The following is an 18,763-nucleotide window of genomic DNA, read 5'->3' on the forward strand; positions in this document are numbered from 1 at the left end:
GCCGGCCCGGCGGCCCCGCCGGGCACGGCCGGGCCGGTGGCGAGGGCCGGGCCGGCCGGCTCGTCGTCACCGGCCCACCAGATGCCCCCGGTCACCAGGACGAACGTCAACGTCACGGTCCTGGTGAGCCGGAGGAGCCGCCGTTGCCGGCGCGTGAGGCGTGACCTACGCCGCGCCATCGTTGCGGCGGCGCGCACGGCGGATCAGGACCAGGCCGGCCGTGCCCGCGAGGCCGGCGGCGACGGCCGCGCCCACGCCGAAGGTGCTGGAGTCCTCGGCGGCGAGCTCCGCGCTGCCGCCGCCGCCCGCGCCGACCGGGCCGTGCGGGGGCTTGTGGTGGCCGCCGCCGTTGTTCCCGCCGTTGTGGCCGGGCGGGTTGGTCATGTCGCCGCAGTCGACCCGGAAGACCTTGCTCTTCTTGGCGCCGAGCTGGCCGGCCCAGGTCCACTCGACCTTGTACATGCCGTCGGGGAGCTCGATGTCCGGCGTGAAGCCGTTGCCCATCGGGTCGACGGTGACCACACCGGTCTTGACGGTGCCGCCCTTCGGAGGCTGCGGCGTGATGTTCCAGTTGAGGAGCTGGAGGCCGTCGAAGCCCAGCGCGGAGATGTAGAAGGTGCAGACCTTGGACTCGTTGCGCTGATCGGTCTCCAGCGTCCGGGGCGGCTCGTCGGGGCGCCCGGCGTGGTGGATCTTGACGTCGCCGTTGTCACCCGGGGCGGCGAGGGCGGCGGGGGCGCCGGCGAGGGCGAGGCCACCGAGGGTGAGGGCGGCCGCGGCGGCCGACAGCGGCCGGGAGATGCGAACGGACATACGGGTTCCTCCGGGAGGATGGTGTCGGATATTTCAACCGATAATCCGACTATCCGTCATGTCCCGGGCGCGGCCGGTGACGACATGCGCGGCGCGGCGCGCATGTCCCCCGTCCGGCCCACGCCGGACGCCGCCGGCCCGGCCCCGCCTCGGCGGAGGGCGGTGGACCGGGCCGCGGCGGGGACCGCACGGCGTCAGACGATGCCGAGGAGGAGGGCCGCCGCCAGGACCACCAGGGAGGTCAGGGCCGCCCACTTCACCGTGAACCGGGTGTGGTCGCCGAACTCCACCTTCGCCATGCCGACCAATACGTACACCGCCGGCACGAGCGGGCTCGACATGTGCAGGGCCTGGCCGACCAGGGAGGCCCGGGCGATCTCCAGCGGGGACACGCCGTGCGCCGCGCCGGCCTCGGCGAGGACGGGCAGGACGCCGAAGTAGAAGCCGTCGTTCGACATGAAGTACGTCAGCGGCAGGCTCAGCACACCGGTGACCAGGGCCATGTGCGGTCCCATGCCCTCGGGAATGGCGCCGACCAGCCAGTCGGCCATGTGCTTCACCATGCCGGTGCCGGTCAGGACGCCGGTGAAGACGGCGGCGGCGAAGACCATGCCGGCGACGTTGAGGACGTTGTCGGCGTGGGCGGCGATCCGGGCCTTCTGGTCGGCGGGCCGCGGGTAGTTGACGGTGAGAGCGAGGGCCGCGCCGAGCAGGAACAGCACGGGGATCGGCAGCAGTTCGAGGATCATCGCGGTGAGCAGGGCCACCGTGAGACCGGCGTTGAACCAGTACAGCCGCGGGCGGAGCGTCGCGCGGTGCGGGTCGAGGCCCTGGAAGCCCTCGTCCTCGCCCGGGTGGGGGCCGTCGACGGCGGCGTCCCCCGCGCCCGTACCCGTACCGGAGGAGGAACCGGCGCCGGAGGAGGACGCGGTGCCGGACAGGGGCCCGGCGCCGGAGCCGGCCCCGGGCCGCTTCACGAGGTCCACGCCGCCGCCCGCCGTGACGAGGACGGTCCCGCTCTCCGGGGCCAGGGCCTCGTCCAGGGTCAGGAAGCCGATGCGCCTGCGCTCACGGCGGCCGAGGACGTACGCGAGGGCGACGACGAAGACCAGGCCGGCGGCGAGGGCGGGGATCATCGGGACGAAGATGTCGGCGGCGTCCAGCTTGAGCGCGGTCGCGGCGCGGGCCGTGGGGCCGCCCCAGGGGAGGGTGTTCATGACGCCGTTGGCGGTGGCCGCCACGCCCGTCATGACGACCAGGCTCATGCCGAGCCGCTTGTAGAGCGGGTACATCGCCGAGACGGTGATCATGAAGGTGGTGGAGCCGTCGCCGTCCAGCGAGACGATCGCGGCCAGCACCGCCGTCCCCACGACGACCCGCACCGGGTCGGCCTTGCAGAAGCGCAGGATGGCCCGGACGATCGGGTCGAAGAGGCCGACGTCGATCATCACGCCGAAGTAGACGATCGCGAACATCAGCATGGCGGCCGTCGGGGCCAGCTTGCCGACGCCTTCGATGACGTAGTCGCCGAGCTGGGCGCCCTGCCCCACCGCGACGCAGAAGAGGGCGGGGATCAGCACGAGCGCCGCGATCGGCGACATCTTCTTCATCATGATCAGGACCAGAAAGGTCGCGATCATGGCGAAGCCGAGGACGGTCAGCATGGAGGACACCTCACGTTCACCCTTGAACTGCCGCCGAGCGGCGGTCCGGATGACCGTAGGTGCCGCCTTCCGCCGTCAGCAAGACGTTGAAGCGTGAGCAATACGAGCAAAACCCCAGGTCACGCGAGGGGTGCCGACTCGGGCTCGGGCACGGGCGCCACCGTGACGGGGAAGCCGTTGAGGACGGCGGTGCCCGAGAGCGGGTCGAGCCGCGAGCCGTCGAGCAGCTGGTTGACGTTGACCCCGGGGCGGCTCGCCGCCACCGTGAGCCGGGTGCCGGGCCGGTCGTGACCCCAGCCGTGCGGGAGGCTGACCACCCCGGTCCGCACCTCGTCGGTGATCTCCACCGGTACGTCGAGGTGGCCGCCGTCCCCCGCGATCCGGGCGAGGCCGCCGTCGGTCAGCCGCAGCCGGGCCGCGTCCTCGGGGTGCACCTGGAGGACGCAGCGGTTCGAACCTCCGCCGAGCGCCGGGGCGTTGTGCAGCCAGGAGTTGTTGGAGCGCAGATGGCGGCGCCCCACGAGCCGGAGCGTGCCGGGGTCCGGTACGGCGTCGAGCGCGGCACGCAGCCGGGGCAGATCGGCGGCGATGGGGGCGGGGAGGAGTTCGATGCGCCCGCTGCGGGTCTTGAGGAGCTGCGGGACGCGCGGCTTGAGCGGGCCGAGGTCGATGCCGTGCGGGTGGGCGCGCAGCTCGTCGAGGGTGAGGCCGTACGGGCCCAGCCGGAGCATCAGGTCGAGCCGGCGCTCCGGGCCGGAGGCACCGGTGAGCCCGGCGGCGAACTCCGCCGGGTCGGCGCCGTAGGCGGGCGAGTGCTCCTGGGTGACCGCCTTGGCGAGGAGGGTGTCGATGGCGAGCTCGTCCACGGCGGAGGGCGGGGCGCCGTGCATGCCCGAGACCGCGAGGATCAGCCGGGCGTGTATCTCGCACTCGTCCATGCGGCCCGCTTCGAGGGGGACGGCGGCCGGCGTGTGGCGGACCTGGTTGCGGACGGCGAAGCCGTTGAGGGCGAAGTCGAAGTGGGCGCTCTGGGCGGGCGGGGGCGGCGGCAGCACGACGTCGGCGTGCCGGGTGGTCTCGTTGAGGTAGGGGTCGACGGCGACCATGAGGTCCAGCGTCCCGAGGGCCGCGTCGAGGCGGCGGCCGTCGGGGGCCGAGAGGACGGGGTTGGCGGCGACCGTCACGAGCGCCCGGATCCGGCCCTCCCCCGGTGTCTCGATCTCCTCGGCGAGCGCGGCCATCGGGAACTCGCCCTTGACCTCGGGGTGACGGGAGACCCGGCTGTGGCGGCGGCCGAGGGCGAAGCCCCGGCCGGGGCGGGCCGGACCGGGCGCGGGGGCGGTGGCGGAGAGCGGGAAGAGGGCACCGCCGGGCCGGTCGAGGTTGCCGGTCAGGACGTTGAGGACGTCGACGAGCCAGTTGGCGAGGGTGCCGTACGCGACGGTGGAACTGCCCATCCGGCCGTAGACGGCCGCGGTGGGGGCGGCGGCGAGTTCGCGGGCGACGGCCCGGAGCGTGGTGGCGTCGACGTCACAGGCTCCGGCGACGGCTTCGGGGCTGAACTCCTTCACCGCGGTCCGCACGTCCTCGACCCCCTCGGTGTGGGCGGCGAGCGGACCGAGGTCGGTGAGCCCCTCGGCGAAGAGGGTGTGGACGAGGGCGGCGAGGAACAGCGCGTCGGCGCCGGGCCGGATGGCCACGTGCCGGTCGGCGAGGCGCGCGGTGCGGGTGCGCCGGGGGTCGACGACGGTGAGGGTGCCGCCGCGCCGGCGCAGCGCCTTGAGCCTGCCGGGGAAGTCAGGGGCGGTGCACAGGCTGCCGTTGGACTCGAACGGGTTGGCGCCGAGCAGGAGCAGGTGGTCGGTGCGGTCCAGGTCGGGGACGGGCACGGCGAAGGGGTCGCCGAAGAGCAGCCCGCTGGAGACGTGCTTGGGCATCTGGTCGAGCGTCGACGCGGTGAAGAGGTTCGGGGTGCGCAGCGCGCCGACGAGCAGCGGCGGGTAGAGGGCGCCCGCCATGGTGTGCACGTTGGGGTTGCCGAGGACGACGCCCACCGCGTCGGGGCCGTACCGCTCGATCACGGGCCGGAAGCGGGCGGCGATCGTGTCGAAGGCCTCGTCCCAGGTGGCCTCCCGGAGCACGCCGTCCTCGCGGACGAGGGGGGCACGCAGCCGGTCCGGATCGGCGTCGATCTCGGGGAGGGCAGCGCCCTTGGGGCAGATGAAGCCGCGGCTGAAGACGTCGTCCCGGTCGCCCCGGGCGCCGGTGACCCGGGTGCCGTCGAGCGTCAGGACGAGTCCGCAGGTGGCTTCGCAGAGGGGGCAGATGCGCAGGGCGGTGGACATGACGTCTCCCGGGGGCGGTGGCACACGGCGGTGGGGCACAGCCGTGGCGGGCTGCGACGCCGAGCATACCGACCGGTAGGCATGTTGGGGAGGGTTACGGCACCGAGGGCGGCTCCAGAGAGGGTGCGAGGTAGGCGTGGAGCAGTTCCCGGGTCTCGGCGATCAGCGCCCGGTCGCCCTCGGGGTCCACGCGGAAGGCGAGCCGTACGAGGGCGTCGGCGGTCTCGACCCCGACGAGGACCTTGCGGCGCAGGGCCTCGTCGGCGGTCCGGCCGAGGTGGACGGCGAACAGGGCGCAGAGCCGTTCGGCGACGAGGAGGTTCGGATCGTCCGCGGGCTCCACGGTCGTCTCCTCGCCCGGCGCGGCGGCGGGCACGCCGAAGTCGACCAGCGCGAAGCCCGGCACGGTCCGCTTCATCGCGAGGAACTCGTCGAGGACGCCGTCGATGGCTCCGTGCGCGTCGAGGCCCGCGGTCCCGGCGAACCGGTCGGAGACCCGCTCGGCGTACCGGTCGAGGTTCCGGTGTGCCAAAGCCGAGACCATCGCCCGCTTGTTGCCGAAGAAACGGTAGACGGAGCCGATCGGCACCCCCGCCCGCGCGGCCACCGCGCGGGTGGTGAGCTGCTCGTAGCCGCCGCCGTCGAGGAGCTCGGCGCAGGCGTCGAGGATCCGGGCGAGCCGCTCGGCACTGCGCTGCTGGACGGGGGCCCGGCGGAGCGGCGCGGACGGGCGCCGCGGGCTTGTCGGGGACACGGGACCATGATGCCGCGCCCCCGGGGGGCGTGTGCGGGCCGTCCGCGTGGAGTCCGGACCGTCCCTCCACGCGACCACGGGCGCCCCTCGTGACGAGGGGCGCCCGTGGTCCGGCCGCCGGCCGGTGGCACCTCAGGGGTGTCCCGGGCGTCTGCCCATGGTGTCAGTCGTCCAGCTCCGGCCAGATGTTGAAGTCGCCGTCGTCGACGACGTCCTCACCGAGCCCGAGCTCCTCCCCGAGCGCGAGGTAGCGCGCGTACCGGGCTTCGCCGATCCGTACGAAGTACCCCTTCAGCGCCCGCAGGAGCAGCCGGAACGCCAGGTCGGGATCGACGTCCACCACCCGACGCAGGGCGGGGACGACGCCGTCGAGCGGGCTGTAGGCGTGGTGGGCCGTGGCCTGCTCCAGGGCGGGACCGACCGACGCGATCTCGGCGGCCACCGCCTCCTTCACCGGCCCGTCGGTCACGGACGGGCCGGTAGCGGGGGCGAAGGAGGGGTCGTCGGACCGGATCCTGTCGGCGCAGACGTCCGCGATGCGGCGCAGCCACGCCCGGCCGTCGATCCCGAGGCGTCCCAGATCGAACTCCCGGAATGTTCCCGCCAGCCACAGGGTCTCGATGTCCCGGCTGGACAAGGGGGAGTCCAGCAGGGCGAGGCAGTCCCGCAGAAGCTGGTGGGCGAACGCCCCGTCGAACCGGTCGGCGACGCCCGCCACGACGTCCAGGCCGGCGGCCTCGCTCGTGACCACGGGGTAGCGGATCCACTTGATCAGCCCGCTGAGCCCGATGTCGACCCCGAGCGCCCGGTCCTGTGGTGGCTGCGCCATGTGTCCCTCTCCTCCGCTCTTTCTTCTCCTGTCCCCCTGCGTCGGGCAGGCGGTCTACTTCGGGTAGGCGGTGTAGATCACGAAATTGTTCGGGATCTTCGCGGCGTCGTCCCCGGCGTGGCTGCCGCCCCGGACCGCCTTGATGTTGATCACCACCCTGTTCCCGGCCGCCACCGGCGCCGTGGCTCCGTCACGGTAGATCTTGCCGAGCGAGCCCTCACCCCGGAGTTCCCATTCGATGGGGAAGAGGTCGTGGCGCGGATCGAAGATCTGCGACTTCGGCAGCTTGCGCTGATCGTTGATCCACTTCGTGAGCTTCGCCAGGTTCTTCGGGCTGCGCTGCACCCACTGCTGGAAGGCCTCGTTGATGCAGCGCACCGCCGTGTCCTGGTCGTTCCAGACGGTCGCGATGCCGTCCTTGGCGGCCTTGTCCCACGCCTGCCGCTCGTTGAGGACGTGCTCGCCCAGCGTGTGAGCGCCGTTCTTGCCCTCGTCCGCGACGATGTTCAGGCAGTTGTGGACCAGCACGTCCTGCGGACGCGCACCCGTCGCGCGCACGAAGAAGGTGTGCGGACCGTCGACCGTGATGTCGTGGACCACCGTCGGGGCCAGGCCCGTGCGGTCGCGCAGGGCCCGCACCGTACGGACGGCGCCCTCCGGGGTGCGCAGGCGGTCACCGACGCGCAGGTCGGAGACCGTTGTCCAGCCGCGGTCGGCCACGAAGACCTTGTGACCGGCGGTGCTCGTCAGCTTCCCGCCACCGGCGAGGGTGACGTCCACCAGACGCTCGGTCCCGTGCCGGAAGGTGGCGGTGACCTTCTGGGTCCGCAGCTCTCCCGAGGCGGGGTCGGCGGCCTTGACCAGATCGCCGATCGCCACCCGGGCGATGGGACGGTAGGTGCCGTCCGCCATCAGCACCGGGGTGTGCCCCGGGAAGCTGTTGCGCACGCAGGAGGTGAAGGCATCCTCGTAGAGGTTCACCTGCTGCGTGATCCTGGCGAGGGTCGCCGGGTCCAGGCCCTCGATGGCCTTGAGCGCCTTGTAGGCGTCGGCGACGCCCACGCCGGTCTTCATCGCGGCGTCGAGTGCGTTGAGCGCCTCGGCGATCTTGCTGAACGCCTTGCCCGGGACGAAGTTGCTCGCGGCCCAGGCACAGCCGCCCGCGCTGCCCCTCCAGCAGTCGATGAAGTCCTGGATGAGGACGGCCCTGAGGACCTTGTAGACGAGGGTCTGCTCGATGAGGTCCCACTTGCTGAAGTACTGGGTGACCTCCTTCTTCAGGCCCTTGAACGGCCGGCGGTCGATCAGCACGGTGTCGGTCGCCGGGCAGCCGGTCGCCGTGGCCGGCACGTCCGGGTCGGTGCACAGGAAGAAGTCGACCTCGACGTCGAACGTCACGTCGAACGTGACGGTGCAGCCGGTGAAACCGACCTCGATGACACAGTCGTTCTTCTGCTTGGCGTCGGTGACCTTGACGCTGTCCTCGTCGACGACGAAGAACGTGCCGCCGATGCCGCCCGTGCCCGCGCCGTCCTTGATCTGCTGGTTGGCCTGCTTCCTGGCGGCGGACTCGGCCGCCTCCTGGGCCTCCTTGGCGTACTTCAGCGCGTCCTTGGCCGCCGCCTCCGCCTCGGTGGCGGCGGCGTCGGCGCGGTCGGCCGCCGCACGGGCGTCCTTGGCCGCCTGCTCGGCCGCGGCCGCGGCGTCGCGGGCGGCCTCGGCGTCCAGGGCGGCCTGGTCGGCGGAGGCGCGGGCGGTCGTGGCGTGGTTCTCGGCGCGTCCGGCGGCGGCGTCCGCCGCGCGGGCGTCCACGCCGGCCTGGCGGTCGTACTCGACCGTACGGGCCAAGGACTCGGCCGCCTTCGACGCGGCCCGGGCCGCGTCGGCCGCGTACCCGAGGGCCTCCGTCGCGTAGCCGCGCGCGTCGGCCGCGTGGGTCGCGGCGTTGGCCGCGTGCACGTAGGCCTGCTTGGCCTCGCCGGTGGCCGCGTCCGCGAGGGCCTTGGCGGCGGCGGCCTCCTCCTTCGCGTTCTTGGCGTGGGCGTCGGCGACGGCCTTCTGCTGCGACCTGCGCGGCCGCGTTGCCGGCGTCCACCGCGGCCTGGGCCGTGACGTGGGCGAATCCGGCGGCCTTGGCGGTGGCGGCCAGGGCCTTGGCGGCCTCCTTCTTGGCCTCGTCCGCGTGGGTCATGGCCTGCTTCGCCTTGGCCTCCGCCTCGTCGGCGAGGCGCTGTGCGGTCTTCGCCGCGTCGGCGGCGCGCCGCGAGGCGTCCAGGGCGTCGGCGACGGCGCTGGTCGCGGTCTTCACCGCGGCCTCGGACCGGAGCTTGGCGGCCTGGGCTGCGTCCGCGTCGGCGCGGGCGCGGCCCGCGGCGGCCTCGGCACGGGTGGCGGCGGCGTCCGCCTCGGCGGCGGCCTGCGTCGCCGCGTCGGCCTCGCCCCTGGCCCGGCCCGCCGCCGCCTCCGCGGCGTCGGCGTGGGAGTCAGCGGCGTCCGCGGCCTCCCGGGAGGCCTTGGCGTTCTCGTCCGACTCGTGCGCCTGGGCGAAGGCCTCCTTGGCATCGGCCTTGGCGCGGGCGGCGTCGGCCTTCTGCTCGGCGGCCCAGGCGTCGTCCCGCAGATCGCGGGCCTTGTCCTTGGCCTTCACCGCGGCGTTCTTCTTCTCGACCGCGGTGCCCTCGGCGGCCTCGGCGAGCTTCCTGGCGTCCTGCGCCTTCACCGCCTCGGACTCGGCGTTCTTGCGGTGCTGTGCCGCCTCGCCCTGTTTGGCGACGGCGATCAGCTTTTCCTTCTCGGCGGTCTTCTCCTCCGCCTCGGCCGACAGCCTGCGGGCGCGGGCGTCGGCTGCGGCCGCCTTGGCGGTCGCCTCGGCCTGCACGGCGACGGCGAGCTTGGCCTCGGCGGTCTCCTTCTCCTTCTTGGCGGTGTCGCGCTGGAACCTGGCCCCGTCCGCGGCGGCCTTGGCCTGCCACTCGGCGGCGCGGGCCGCCTCCTTGCGGAACTCGGCCTTCGACAGGGAGGCCTGGGCGAGCGCGCGCTGCGCGATCGTGTCGCTGTCCGCGGCGGCGGCGCGGGTGGCGGCCTCGGCGGTCTCGCCCGCCTTCACCATCGCGTCGAGCGCGGCGGCGACGCCCTTGGTCACCTGGTCCTTCTGGAGACCCACCAGCAGTCCCCGGCCGCGCGGCGCGCCGTTCTTGTCGGCGATGGCGTAGGCGGCCTGCATGGCGGTGTCGGAGGTGGCGACGGCGGTCTTGGCCGCCGCGGCCTGCTGCTTGATGACCGCGAGCTGCGCCTTGGCGCCCGCCCGGGCGTCCGCGATGCCCTTCGCCGCCTGGTCGAAGTGGGCCTTGGGCTGCACGTCACCGTTGCGGCCGGACGGCTTGATGGTGAACTGCTGCGAGGCGGCGGTCGCGCAGGTGGCGAGCAGCGCGTCCTTGCCGAGGTCGTACGTGGCGAAGTTCAGGCACTTGCCGGAGCCGACGCCCTTGAGCTGCGTGGTGGCGCGGGGGGTGTACTCCCAGGTCTGCGCCTTCGAGTTGCTGTTGCAGTCGTGGATCTGGATCTTCGTGCCGACGGCCGAGCCGTTGCCGGCGACGTCGAGGCACTTCATGGACTTGACGTTGCGCAGGTGCAGGCCGAGGTCGTCACCCTCCATCCGCCACTCCTGCGCGGACGTGCCGTTGCAGGTGTAGACCTGGACCGGGGTGCCGTTGGCCGTTCCGCCGCCCTGGACCTCCAGGCACTTGCCGGCGGCGCCCTTCAGCTGGATCGTCGACGGGACGTCACCGATCCAGCCGACGCCGCCCGCGGACCAGTAGTCCTGCCAGCGGGTGAGGTGGTCGGCGACCCAGGAGTGGCCGAGCATCTGGCCGAGCGCCCTGGCTCCGGTCGCGAGCGCCGTGGTGGCCTTCTCGCTCGCGTCCACGACCTGGTTGCGCTGGACGGCCTGGGAGGCGATCTCCTGCTGCCATTCGGCGGCGGCCGCGCCGGCGACGGGGCCCATGACCTTGTTCGGGTCGATCGGGTCGCGCCAGGCACAGGTGGAGAAGCGCGTCTTCAGGTCCTCGACCGCGATGCGGTACTCGGGGCTGCCGGGGACCGGCCCCGTACGGGGGAAGCCGCCGTTGGCGAGGAAGAGTCGGGCGTTGTCGGCGCCGGTGGGCTCGAAGGTGTCGCCCTTGAGCCACTTGAAGCCCTCGTTCTCGGCGACGTCCCGGGTCCAGTCGGTGCTGGTCGTGGAGTCCGGGTCCTTGCCGTAGAGGGGGGTGCCCAGGTCGATGACGGCCTTGCGGGTCTTGGCGTCGGCCTTCGGGGTGGGGTCCTCGTAGGGGTCGCCCTCGTCCTTCCAGAACCGGTCGGCGATCCACTTGGTCAGGCCGGTCTGGCTGTGGAAGTCCTCGCCCTCCCGGGTGCCGGGCGGCCAGTGGAAGGTCGCGTCGTTGAGGCCCGCGACGGTGCTCAGCCCGTAGAGCGGCTTCTCCCAGCTCTCCCGGAGGGCGAAGATGCCCGACAGTTCCTTGTCGGCGGCCGCCTTGTCCTTCTCGTACGCCGTGCTGAGCGGCGTCTTCTCCCAGTACTTGGGGTTCGCGGCCGTGTGGAGGCCCTCGGGCGGCAGGTCGAGACCGCTCTGGGCGACGCCGGCCATGGCCGGGCCGCCCATGCGCAGCACCTCGGCCATCAGGCACTGGTCCTGCCGCAGTTGCTCCGCGGCGGTCTCCTCGTACCAGTCGAAGTCGTTGCCGACGGAGGCCATGCGGGGGCCGGTGCCCGGGAGGCCGGGCTGGACGGCCAGACCGCCGAGGACGGCGAGTCCGACCACGGAGGTGGTGAGTGGGGTCAGGACCGCGGAGAGCCGCGATCCCGGTACGAACGTTCTTGGTCTGGAACGCAAGGGTCGTCCTTCGTAGCGAACGAGGGGCGTCGGGGGCCACCCGTCAGGAGCGGCGGCGGAGCCGTACGGACTACGCGGACGCGCCGGACCGAAGGAGGCACGACACCGTGCCGACCTGCGATGCGGGCACGGTGAGCCGGTGTCGTGGCACGACGGAGCCATCCCTCCCCGTGGCGGCACTGTTCCCCCGGCCGCCGGTGATGTGCGAGCCGGAGCGGAGGGGTCAGGTTCCGTCCGGCGTGCGGGGATCACCATAGCCACAGGCCGCGTCCGATGTTCAAGGGGGTTACCGCGGGTTCCGCCGCCCGCCCACCGCCCGCGCACCGCTCCGCACCGCCCCGCGCACCGGCACCCCGCACCCCTGACGCACCCGCTCGCACCCGAAGCCGGACGCGGACGGGCGCCAGGGGGCGGCCGAGTCACCGTTGACGGGAGCCGCGCGGAATCCTACGGTCGTACATAGGATTCCCTTGTGGGCTCAGGACAGGAGCGGTCGATGACGACGGAGCAGGCCAGGAAGACGGCCGAGGCGCTCACCTACAGCACCGGGTTCGGCAACGAGCACAGCTCGGAGGCGGTCCCCGGCGCGCTGCCGGAAGGGCGCAACTCGCCGCAGCGTGCCCCCCTCGGCCTCTACGCCGAGCAGCTCAGCGGCAGCGCCTTCACCGAGCCGCGCGCCCACAACCGCCGGTCCTGGCTCTACCGGATCCGCCCCTCGGCGGCCCACCCGCCGTTCACCCGGATCGACAACGGCGCGCTGCGCGGCGCGCCCTTCACGGAGACCGTGCCCGACCCGAACCGGCTGCGCTGGAACCCGCTGCCCGAGCCGGCGCCGGGGACGGACTGGCTGGCCGGTCTGTGGACCCTCGGCGGCAACGGCGACGTGACGCAGCGCACCGGCATGGCCGTGCACCTCTACCACGCCAACGCCTCGATGGAGCGGGTCTTCGGCGACTCCGACGGCGAGCTGCTGATCGTCCCGGAGCACGGCGGTCTGCTGCTCCGCACCGAGCTCGGCCTGCTCGCCGCCCGCCCCGGCGAGGTCGCCCTGATCCCGCGCGGTGTCCGCTTCCGGGTGGAGCTGCTCGACGAGACGGCCCGCGGTTACGTCTGCGAGAACTACGGCGCCCCGTTCCAGCTCCCGGACCTCGGCCCCATCGGCGCCAACGGCCTGGCCAACGCCCGGGACTTCCGCGCCCCGGTCGCCGCCCACGAGGACGTCGAGGGCCCGGTCGAGGTGGTCAACAAGTACTGCGGCAACCTCTGGTCGGCGACGTACGACCACTCCCCGCTGGACGTCGTCGCCTGGCACGGCAACCACACCCCGTACGTCTACGACCTGCGGCGCTTCAACGTCATCGGGACGATCTCGTACGACCACCCGGACCCGTCGATCTTCACCGTCCTCACCTCCCCGTCCGACACCCCCGGGCTCGCCGGTGTCGACTTCGTGGTCTTCGCCCCGCGCTGGCTGGTCGGCGAGGACACCTTCCGCCCGCCGTACTTCCACCGCAACGTCATGAGTGAGTACATGGGCCTGATCGAGGGCGCGTACGACGCCAAGACCGCCGGAAAGGGGGGTTTCGTGCCCGGCGGCGGCTCGCTGCACAACATGATGTCGGCGCACGGCCCGGATCGGGAGACCTTCGACAAGGCGAGCGCCGCCGAGCTGAAGCCGCAGAAGATCGACGACGGTCTGGCCTTCATGTTCGAGACGCGCTGGCCGATCACCACGACCGGTCAGGCGGCGAACGCCGACCACCTGCAGAAGGGCTACGACGCCGTATGGCAGGGTCTTGAGCGCCACTTCCGGTCGTAGTGTCGTCGTACGGAGAACGCCGTGACCGCCTTCGCCCCCGACTCCCTGGTCCTGAACCGCAAGCTTCCGCTGTGGTACCAGGTCTCGCAGTCCCTCCGCGCCTCGATACTGGGCCGCGCGCCGGACGCCTCGCTGCGGCTGCCCACCGAGGAGCAGCTGGCCGCGCACTACGGCGTCAGCGTGCTGACCATGCGGCAGGCGCTGAAGGAGCTGGAGGAGGAGGGGCTGATCAGCCGCCACCGGCGGCGCGGCACCTTCATCGAGCCGGGCGCGCGGCGCTCCACGCCGCGCCGCCTGCTCGGTTCGATCGACGCGATCGTGGCCCAGCAGTCGGGCGAGCCGACCACGGTCCTCGGGCACGGCACCGAGCCGGTGCCGGGTGAGCTCGCCGAGTACTTTCCCGGGGTACCGGAGGTCGTCACGTACCGGCGGCTGCGCGTGGACGGGGAGAGCGGCGAGCCCACCAACTGGGCGGAGAACGCGGTCCTTCCGGAACTGGCGGCCGTGATCGACCCGGCGGATCTGGAGCGGTGGCCGATGACGAAGGTCCTGCGGGACGTGGTCGGGGTGCGGATCAGCCGGATCACGGACACGGTGGAGGCCCGCCTCGCCGACCCGGAGACGGCCGGTCTGCTCCGGGTCCCGCTGCTCTCACCGATCCTGCACTACACGGGCGTGACCTACGACGCGGACGGCCGGGTCGTCGACGTGGCGCGCATCCGCTACCGCGGGGACCGGTTCTCCTTCACGGTGACGGTGGAGGCCGACTAGAGCGGGTCCGGGCGATCTTGTCTGGTGGTCTCTCATGGCCGAGAGAGCCGACGAAGCGGTCCAGCCGTGAGATGACGTGCCGCAATACGTCAACGGATCCCGTGGCGTCGTTCGCGAGCTCCAGTGCGTGATCCGCCGAGGGAACTTCCAGGACGTCATGTCGTAGGGACTCGGCGGTCCGTGAGTCCCACAGCTGGTCGGCGCTGCCGCCGATGAGGAGGGTCGGCGCTTGGGCTCGCTGGAGAGCACGGGCCACATGGTCGAGGGTCAGGACAGGAGTGAGCCAGGCCGCTGCGATGTTTCGCTCGGCTGCGATGCCGCAGGCGAGTGAGCCCAAGGACTTGCCGACAAGGAGGCGACAGGCCCCTGCCTCGGCGTCGACGGCCTGGGCGACCTGCCGCTCCACCCACGCGACCCGGTCGGTCACGGTGAACTGCGAGAAGTCATCTGGGATCTGCCACCACAGCTCCTGGACCGTCCAGCCGTGCTGGAGGAGCACGCCACGAGCGAAGTGCAGCAGCGGTCTGGCAGGCGAGTAACCGACGCCTGGAACGACGACTGCGACACGGTCAGGGGCACCGTCGAAGCGGGTGGGCATGGCGAAGGGGGAGGGATCGGGCATGGCCGCAGGCTACTAGCCGGCTGATCATGAGACTGGCATCCAGTCGGATCGTTGTTCGGGGCATGGGGCGAGGTGATCCGACGGATGCGGAGTGGGAACGGCTTGAGCCGTTCCTGCCGGTCAGCAAGGGGCGTTGTGGCCGGTGGCGGGATCACCGACAGGTGATCGACGGGCCTGCGCACGGGGTGCGGACCGACGTGTGGTGGCGGGGTCTGCCTGAGCGGTTCAGGCGCGTGATGGCCCGGACAGGCTCTAGGTCGGGCCCGGAGCCCTCGGAGCGGCGGGCCGCGCGCCGGGGCCGTGGTTCGCGGGCCGCCGGCCGGGCGCGTCGTCGCCGCGCGGGCACCGGCCGTCCGCCGACGGGCCGGGAAGCTCCGCCAGGGCCCGGGGAGCCCCCCGGGAGGAAGGCTGGAGCCGCCCGGCGGGGGTCGTTAGCATGCGGGGCGTGACGCAAGCCCCGGGTCCGGACGAAGCGCCCCTGCTGGACGAGCTGATGCCCTGGTCCGTCGCGCCGCTCCGGTTCGGGCGGTCCTGGATCGCGGCGCCGGACGCGCGCACGCTGCGGGCCCGCTGGGACCGGCTGGTGGCGGCCGGGGGCGCCGAGCGGGAGGCGCTGTTCCGGCCGAGCCGGGCGCGGACGCCGTCGAGCGCGGTGGCGGCGCTGCCCGGACAGCGCACCGGCACGGTGCGGTTCGCCCGGGAGTTCGGCCCGTGCCCGGAGCCGGTGCGGGTCGCGCGGGGACCCTTCGACGAGCAGTGGCTGCTCCCCGACCACCGGCTGATCGACACCGCCCGCCCCGAACTGTGGCGGGTCGCCGGCGCGCCCCAGATCTTCGCCGTGGAGCAGGGGTACGTGCCCGGGGCGGCGGGCCCGGCGCTGCTCGTGACCTCGGCGCTTCCGGAGGGCCGCTCCCCCGCGGGCCGGCCGGGCCGCATCCGGCCGCTGTTCCGCCGCCCCGGCGGCCGGGAGCCGAACCTGGCCCCCGGTCTGCTGCCCTTCCTGAGCGAGCGGTACGGGTACGAGGTGGACGCCCGGGACTGGCTGGCGTGGACGCTCGCCGCCGCCTCCCCCTCGCCGGCCGGGTGCCGGGTGCCGCTGCCGGAGGAACCGGCGGTCTGGTCGGCGGGCGTGCGGCTGGGCCGGGAGCTCGCCGACGTCCAGCTCGGTGGGGCGCTGAGCGGGACGCGCCCCCGGCTGCCGGGCGGGCGGCGCCCCTACGTGCGGGCGGCGGTCCCGGCGCGCCCCGCGGCCCTGTCGTACGACCCGGGCACGGAGGTCCTCGGTGTCGGTGAGGGCCGGATCTCCCCCGTGCCGGTGGACGCCTGGGAGTTCCGGGTGGGCGGCGTGCGGGTCCTGGAGCAGTGGTTCGAGCGGCGGACAGCGCCGGCCGAGCCGGGCTCCCTGGAGGCCATCGGTCCGGCGGCCTGGCCGCAGGAGTGGACCTCGGAGCTGCTCGGCCTGGTGACGGCGCTGGCGCTGCTGGGCGCGCGGGATCCGGAGCGGGCGGTGTTCACCGCCGGGGGCGGCGGCAGGGCAGCCCTGACGGCGGCCGGGGTGCTCCCGGTGCCGGACCGGGCCCGCCGCCCCGCGTCCGTACTGGACCATCAGGAGGAGGGCCCGGAGGGTCAGTTCATGCTCCTGTGACGGGGGGCGCGAAGGACTCCAGGAGGCGGGCGATGGTCATGTCGAAGATCTCGTCCGGGTCGGCGGGGACGGGCGGCGCGGCCAGCAGCGCCGCCAGGTGCGGGTAGCGCCCGCCGGCAACCTGCCGGGCGAGGTAGGCGGCGCGGACTGCCTGCTCCTCCTGCTCGGACCAGGGCAGGGCGCGGGCCCGTTCGGCCATGGCCTGCTCGTTGGCGACGGTGGCCATGACCGTGCCGTTGACCATGGCGATGAGCTGCATCTTCAGGCCGGGTGCGATGTCCAGGGGGGCCAGGCAGCCGAGGCACCACTCCAGGTAGCGCAGGGCGTTCGGGCTGAAGCCGTAGGCGGTGGTCATCACCCGGGCGAGCCAGGGGTGCCGGTACATGAGGGCGCGCGTCTGGTGGGCGAGCGCGGTCATGTCGGCGCGCCAGTCGCCGCTGGGTTTCTCCGGCAGGTCGTACTCGCCGCTGACCGCGTCGACCATCAGCTCGTACAGGTCCTCCTTGCGGGGGACGTAGTTGTAGAGCGACATGGTGCCGCAGCCGAGTTCGGCGGCGACGCGGCGCATGGAGACCGCCTCCAGGCCGTCGGTGTCGGCGATGCGGACGGCGGCGTCCGCGATGTCCCGCCGGCTGTAGGCCGGTTTGGGGCCTCGTCCGGCGCGCTCGGGGCGCGCCCAGATCACTTCGGGTTCGGCCGCTCGGCCCGCCATGGATCATCACCTCGCCTCCCATCGTAGTTACGTACACCGTACGTAGTGCGCTATGGTCACCCCATGACGACTACGTACGCTGTACTTAGTGAGGGCCTGTGCAAACGCTACGGCGAGGTCCACGCCCTGCGCGGGCTCGACCTGGCCGTTCCCGAGGGGACGGTCTGCGCCGTCCTCGGGCCCAACGGCGCCGGAAAGACCACCGCCGTCCGCGTGCTCGCCACCCTGGTCCGCCCCGACGCGGGCACCGCCCGGGTCGCCGGGCACGACGTGGTCCGCGACCCGGGCGGGGTGCGGCGCCGGATCGCGGTCACCGGCCAGTACGCCTCCGTCGACGGCGACCTGACCGGCGCGGAGAACCTGCGCCTCTTCGCCCGGCTGCTGCGCGCCCCGCGCTCCCGGGCCGACGAACTCCTGGAGGAGTTCGGGCTCACGCAGGCGGCCGGGCGGCCCGCCCGGACCTACTCGGGCGGCATGCGCCGCCGCCTCGACCTGGCGGCGAGCCTGCTGGCCCGCCCCGCGGTCCTCTTCCTCGACGAGCCCACCACCGGGCTCGACCCGCACAGCCGGAACGGCATCTGGGACGCCGTCCGGCGGCTCGCGGCCGAGGGCACGACGGTGCTGCTGACCACCCAGTACCTGGAGGAGGCCGACCGGCTCGCCGACGACATCGTGCTCGTCGAGGACGGCCGGGCCGCCCACCGCGGAACCCCGGCCGCGCTCAAGTCCCTCATCGGCGGCTGGGCCGAGGTGGTCGTGGCCGGCCCCGGACCGCTGGACGCCGCCGCGGCGGTCCTCGACCGGCTCACCGGCAACGCCCCCGTCCTCGACGCCGAGCGCCGCACGGTCGGCGCGCTCACCACGGACCCGGCGCTCACCCTGCCCCGGATCGTCCGGGAGGTCGACGCGGCCGGCGTGCCGATCGTGGACGCCTCACTGCGCCCGCCCACCCTGGACGAGGTGTTCCTGCGCCTCACCGGCCGGACGGAGGCGGCGGCATGACGGCCCTCGTGCACGACGGCGCCGCGGTCCTCGGCCGCCACCTCCTGCGAATCCGGCACGCCCCGGCGATCACCGTGATGACACAGACGATGCCGATCGTCTTCCTCCTCTTCTTCGGGTACGTGTTCGGCGGCGCGCTCGCCATGCCGGGCGCCGACTACCGCTCCTACCTGGTGCCGGGGCTGCTCGTCGCGACGGCGGCGGGCGGTCTCATGACCGGCATGTTCCAGGCGGCCCAGGACGCGCACCGGGGCGTCATGGACCGCTTCCGGACCCTGCCGATGAGCAGGGGGGCGGTGCCGCTCGGGCAGGCCCTCGCCGACCTGGCCGCGTGCGCGGCCGGCACGGTCCCGATGATCCTGGTGGGGCTGGCCATGGGCTGGCGGATCGAGGGGTCCCTGCCGGAGGCCCTGGCCGCCTTCGGGCTGCTGCTGCTGTTCCGCTTCGCCATGACCTGGGTGGGCATCCTGCTCGGCCTGGCCTCGCGGAGCGAGGAGGCGGCCGGGCAGCTCGGCAGCGCCACGTTCATCCTGCCGCTGCTGTCGAACGCGTACATCCCCACCGAGGGCATGCCGGACCACCTGCGCACGGTGGCCGAGTGGAACCCGATCTCGGCGGTGGCGACGGCGGTGCGCGTCCTCTTCGGGAACGCGCCCGTCCCGGCGGACGCGGCCTGGCCGGTGGCCCACCCCGTGGCCGGGGCGCTGCTCTGGTCCCTCGCCCTCGTCGCCGTCTTCGCCCCGCTCGCGGTACGGCGGTACGGCCGGGGCGAGTGAAAGGCCCGGCACCGGGGGCGGCACGGGCTCGGGGAGCCGCCGCGAGGGGCCCCGGCGAGGGGCGCGGTGACAGGGGCCGCGTGACGAGGGCCCTGGTGACAAAGGTGCCGCCGGCAGGAT

General features: G+C 73.5%; 13 protein-coding genes and 1 pseudogene. 6 read left to right on the forward strand and 8 right to left on the reverse strand.

What is annotated here, in order from left to right:
• Window positions 1–165 precede the first annotated feature (165 nt).
• From ABTY40_RS24990 to ABTY40_RS30930, 6 genes and pseudogenes are all read right to left on the reverse strand, one after another.
• Window positions 166–813 (reverse strand): hypothetical protein, encoded by a 648-nt coding sequence (locus tag ABTY40_RS24990; RefSeq protein ID WP_352061577.1) that lies wholly within the window; start codon window positions 811–813, stop codon window positions 166–168.
• 194 nt (window positions 814–1,007) lie between these two features.
• On the reverse strand, window positions 1,008–2,477 hold the full coding sequence (locus ABTY40_RS24995; protein WP_352061578.1) for a CitMHS family transporter: 1,470 nt from the start codon (window positions 2,475–2,477) through the stop codon (window positions 1,008–1,010).
• Between the two features lie 119 nt (window positions 2,478–2,596).
• The gene (locus tag ABTY40_RS25000; protein WP_352061579.1) at window positions 2,597–4,822 is read right to left on the reverse strand and encodes a molybdopterin-dependent oxidoreductase; all 2,226 of its coding nucleotides are present in this window, start codon (window positions 4,820–4,822) and stop codon (window positions 2,597–2,599) included.
• A gap of 94 nt (window positions 4,823–4,916) precedes the next feature.
• The gene (locus ABTY40_RS25005; RefSeq protein ID WP_352061580.1) at window positions 4,917–5,576 is read right to left on the reverse strand and encodes a TetR/AcrR family transcriptional regulator; all 660 of its coding nucleotides are present in this window, start codon (window positions 5,574–5,576) and stop codon (window positions 4,917–4,919) included.
• Window positions 5,577–5,739: 163 nt separating this feature from the next.
• On the reverse strand, window positions 5,740–6,405 hold the full coding sequence (locus ABTY40_RS25010) for a hypothetical protein (RefSeq protein WP_352061581.1): 666 nt from the start codon (window positions 6,403–6,405) through the stop codon (window positions 5,740–5,742).
• 54 nt (window positions 6,406–6,459) lie between these two features.
• Window positions 6,460–11,296, reverse strand: a pseudogene (locus ABTY40_RS30930) (ricin-type beta-trefoil lectin domain protein).
• 496 nt (window positions 11,297–11,792) lie between these two features.
• On the opposite strand from ABTY40_RS30930, the gene hmgA reads away from it, so the two are divergent.
• Window positions 11,793–13,115 (forward strand): homogentisate 1,2-dioxygenase, encoded by a 1,323-nt coding sequence (gene hmgA, locus ABTY40_RS25025; protein WP_352061583.1) that lies wholly within the window; start codon window positions 11,793–11,795, stop codon window positions 13,113–13,115.
• A gap of 21 nt (window positions 13,116–13,136) precedes the next feature.
• On the forward strand, window positions 13,137–13,886 hold the full coding sequence (locus ABTY40_RS25030; protein ID WP_352061584.1) for a GntR family transcriptional regulator: 750 nt from the start codon (window positions 13,137–13,139) through the stop codon (window positions 13,884–13,886).
• Here ABTY40_RS25030 and ABTY40_RS25035 read toward each other — a convergent pair.
• Window positions 13,861–14,508: an alpha/beta fold hydrolase gene (locus ABTY40_RS25035; protein WP_352061585.1), complete on the reverse strand. Its 648-nt coding sequence runs from the start codon at window positions 14,506–14,508 to the stop codon at window positions 13,861–13,863. The two genes, ABTY40_RS25030 and ABTY40_RS25035, sit on opposite strands and share 26 nt — an antisense overlap.
• A 62-nt stretch (window positions 14,509–14,570) precedes the next feature.
• Between ABTY40_RS25035 and ABTY40_RS30935 the strand changes: the two genes are divergently transcribed.
• A complete protein-coding gene (locus ABTY40_RS30935; RefSeq protein WP_502990673.1) occupies window positions 14,571–14,957 on the forward strand; it encodes a transposase in 387 nt (128 codons plus the stop codon).
• Window positions 14,945–16,153 (forward strand): type ISP restriction/modification enzyme, encoded by a 1,209-nt coding sequence (locus ABTY40_RS25045; RefSeq protein WP_352061586.1) that lies wholly within the window; start codon window positions 14,945–14,947, stop codon window positions 16,151–16,153. Before ABTY40_RS30935 ends, ABTY40_RS25045 begins: the two co-directional genes overlap by 13 nt.
• Here ABTY40_RS25045 and ABTY40_RS25050 read toward each other — a convergent pair.
• Window positions 16,140–16,865: a TetR/AcrR family transcriptional regulator gene (locus ABTY40_RS25050; protein ID WP_352061587.1), complete on the reverse strand. Its 726-nt coding sequence runs from the start codon at window positions 16,863–16,865 to the stop codon at window positions 16,140–16,142. The two genes, ABTY40_RS25045 and ABTY40_RS25050, sit on opposite strands and share 14 nt — an antisense overlap.
• 63 nt (window positions 16,866–16,928) lie before the next feature.
• On the opposite strand from ABTY40_RS25050, the gene ABTY40_RS25055 reads away from it, so the two are divergent.
• Both ABTY40_RS25055 and ABTY40_RS25060 read left to right on the forward strand, forming a co-directional pair.
• Window positions 16,929–17,867, forward strand: coding sequence for an ATP-binding cassette domain-containing protein (locus ABTY40_RS25055; RefSeq protein WP_352061588.1), 939 nt, complete (start codon window positions 16,929–16,931; stop codon window positions 17,865–17,867).
• Entirely contained in the window at window positions 17,864–18,643 is a 780-nt protein-coding gene (locus ABTY40_RS25060) for an ABC transporter permease (RefSeq protein WP_352061589.1), read from the forward strand. Before ABTY40_RS25055 ends, ABTY40_RS25060 begins: the two co-directional genes overlap by 4 nt.
• Window positions 18,644–18,763: the final 120 nt, after the last annotated feature.

The sequence above is a fragment of the Streptomyces sp. NPDC126503 genome (assembly GCF_040302405.1).
GTDB lineage: Bacteria > Actinomycetota > Actinomycetes > Streptomycetales > Streptomycetaceae > Streptomyces > Streptomyces gulbargensis.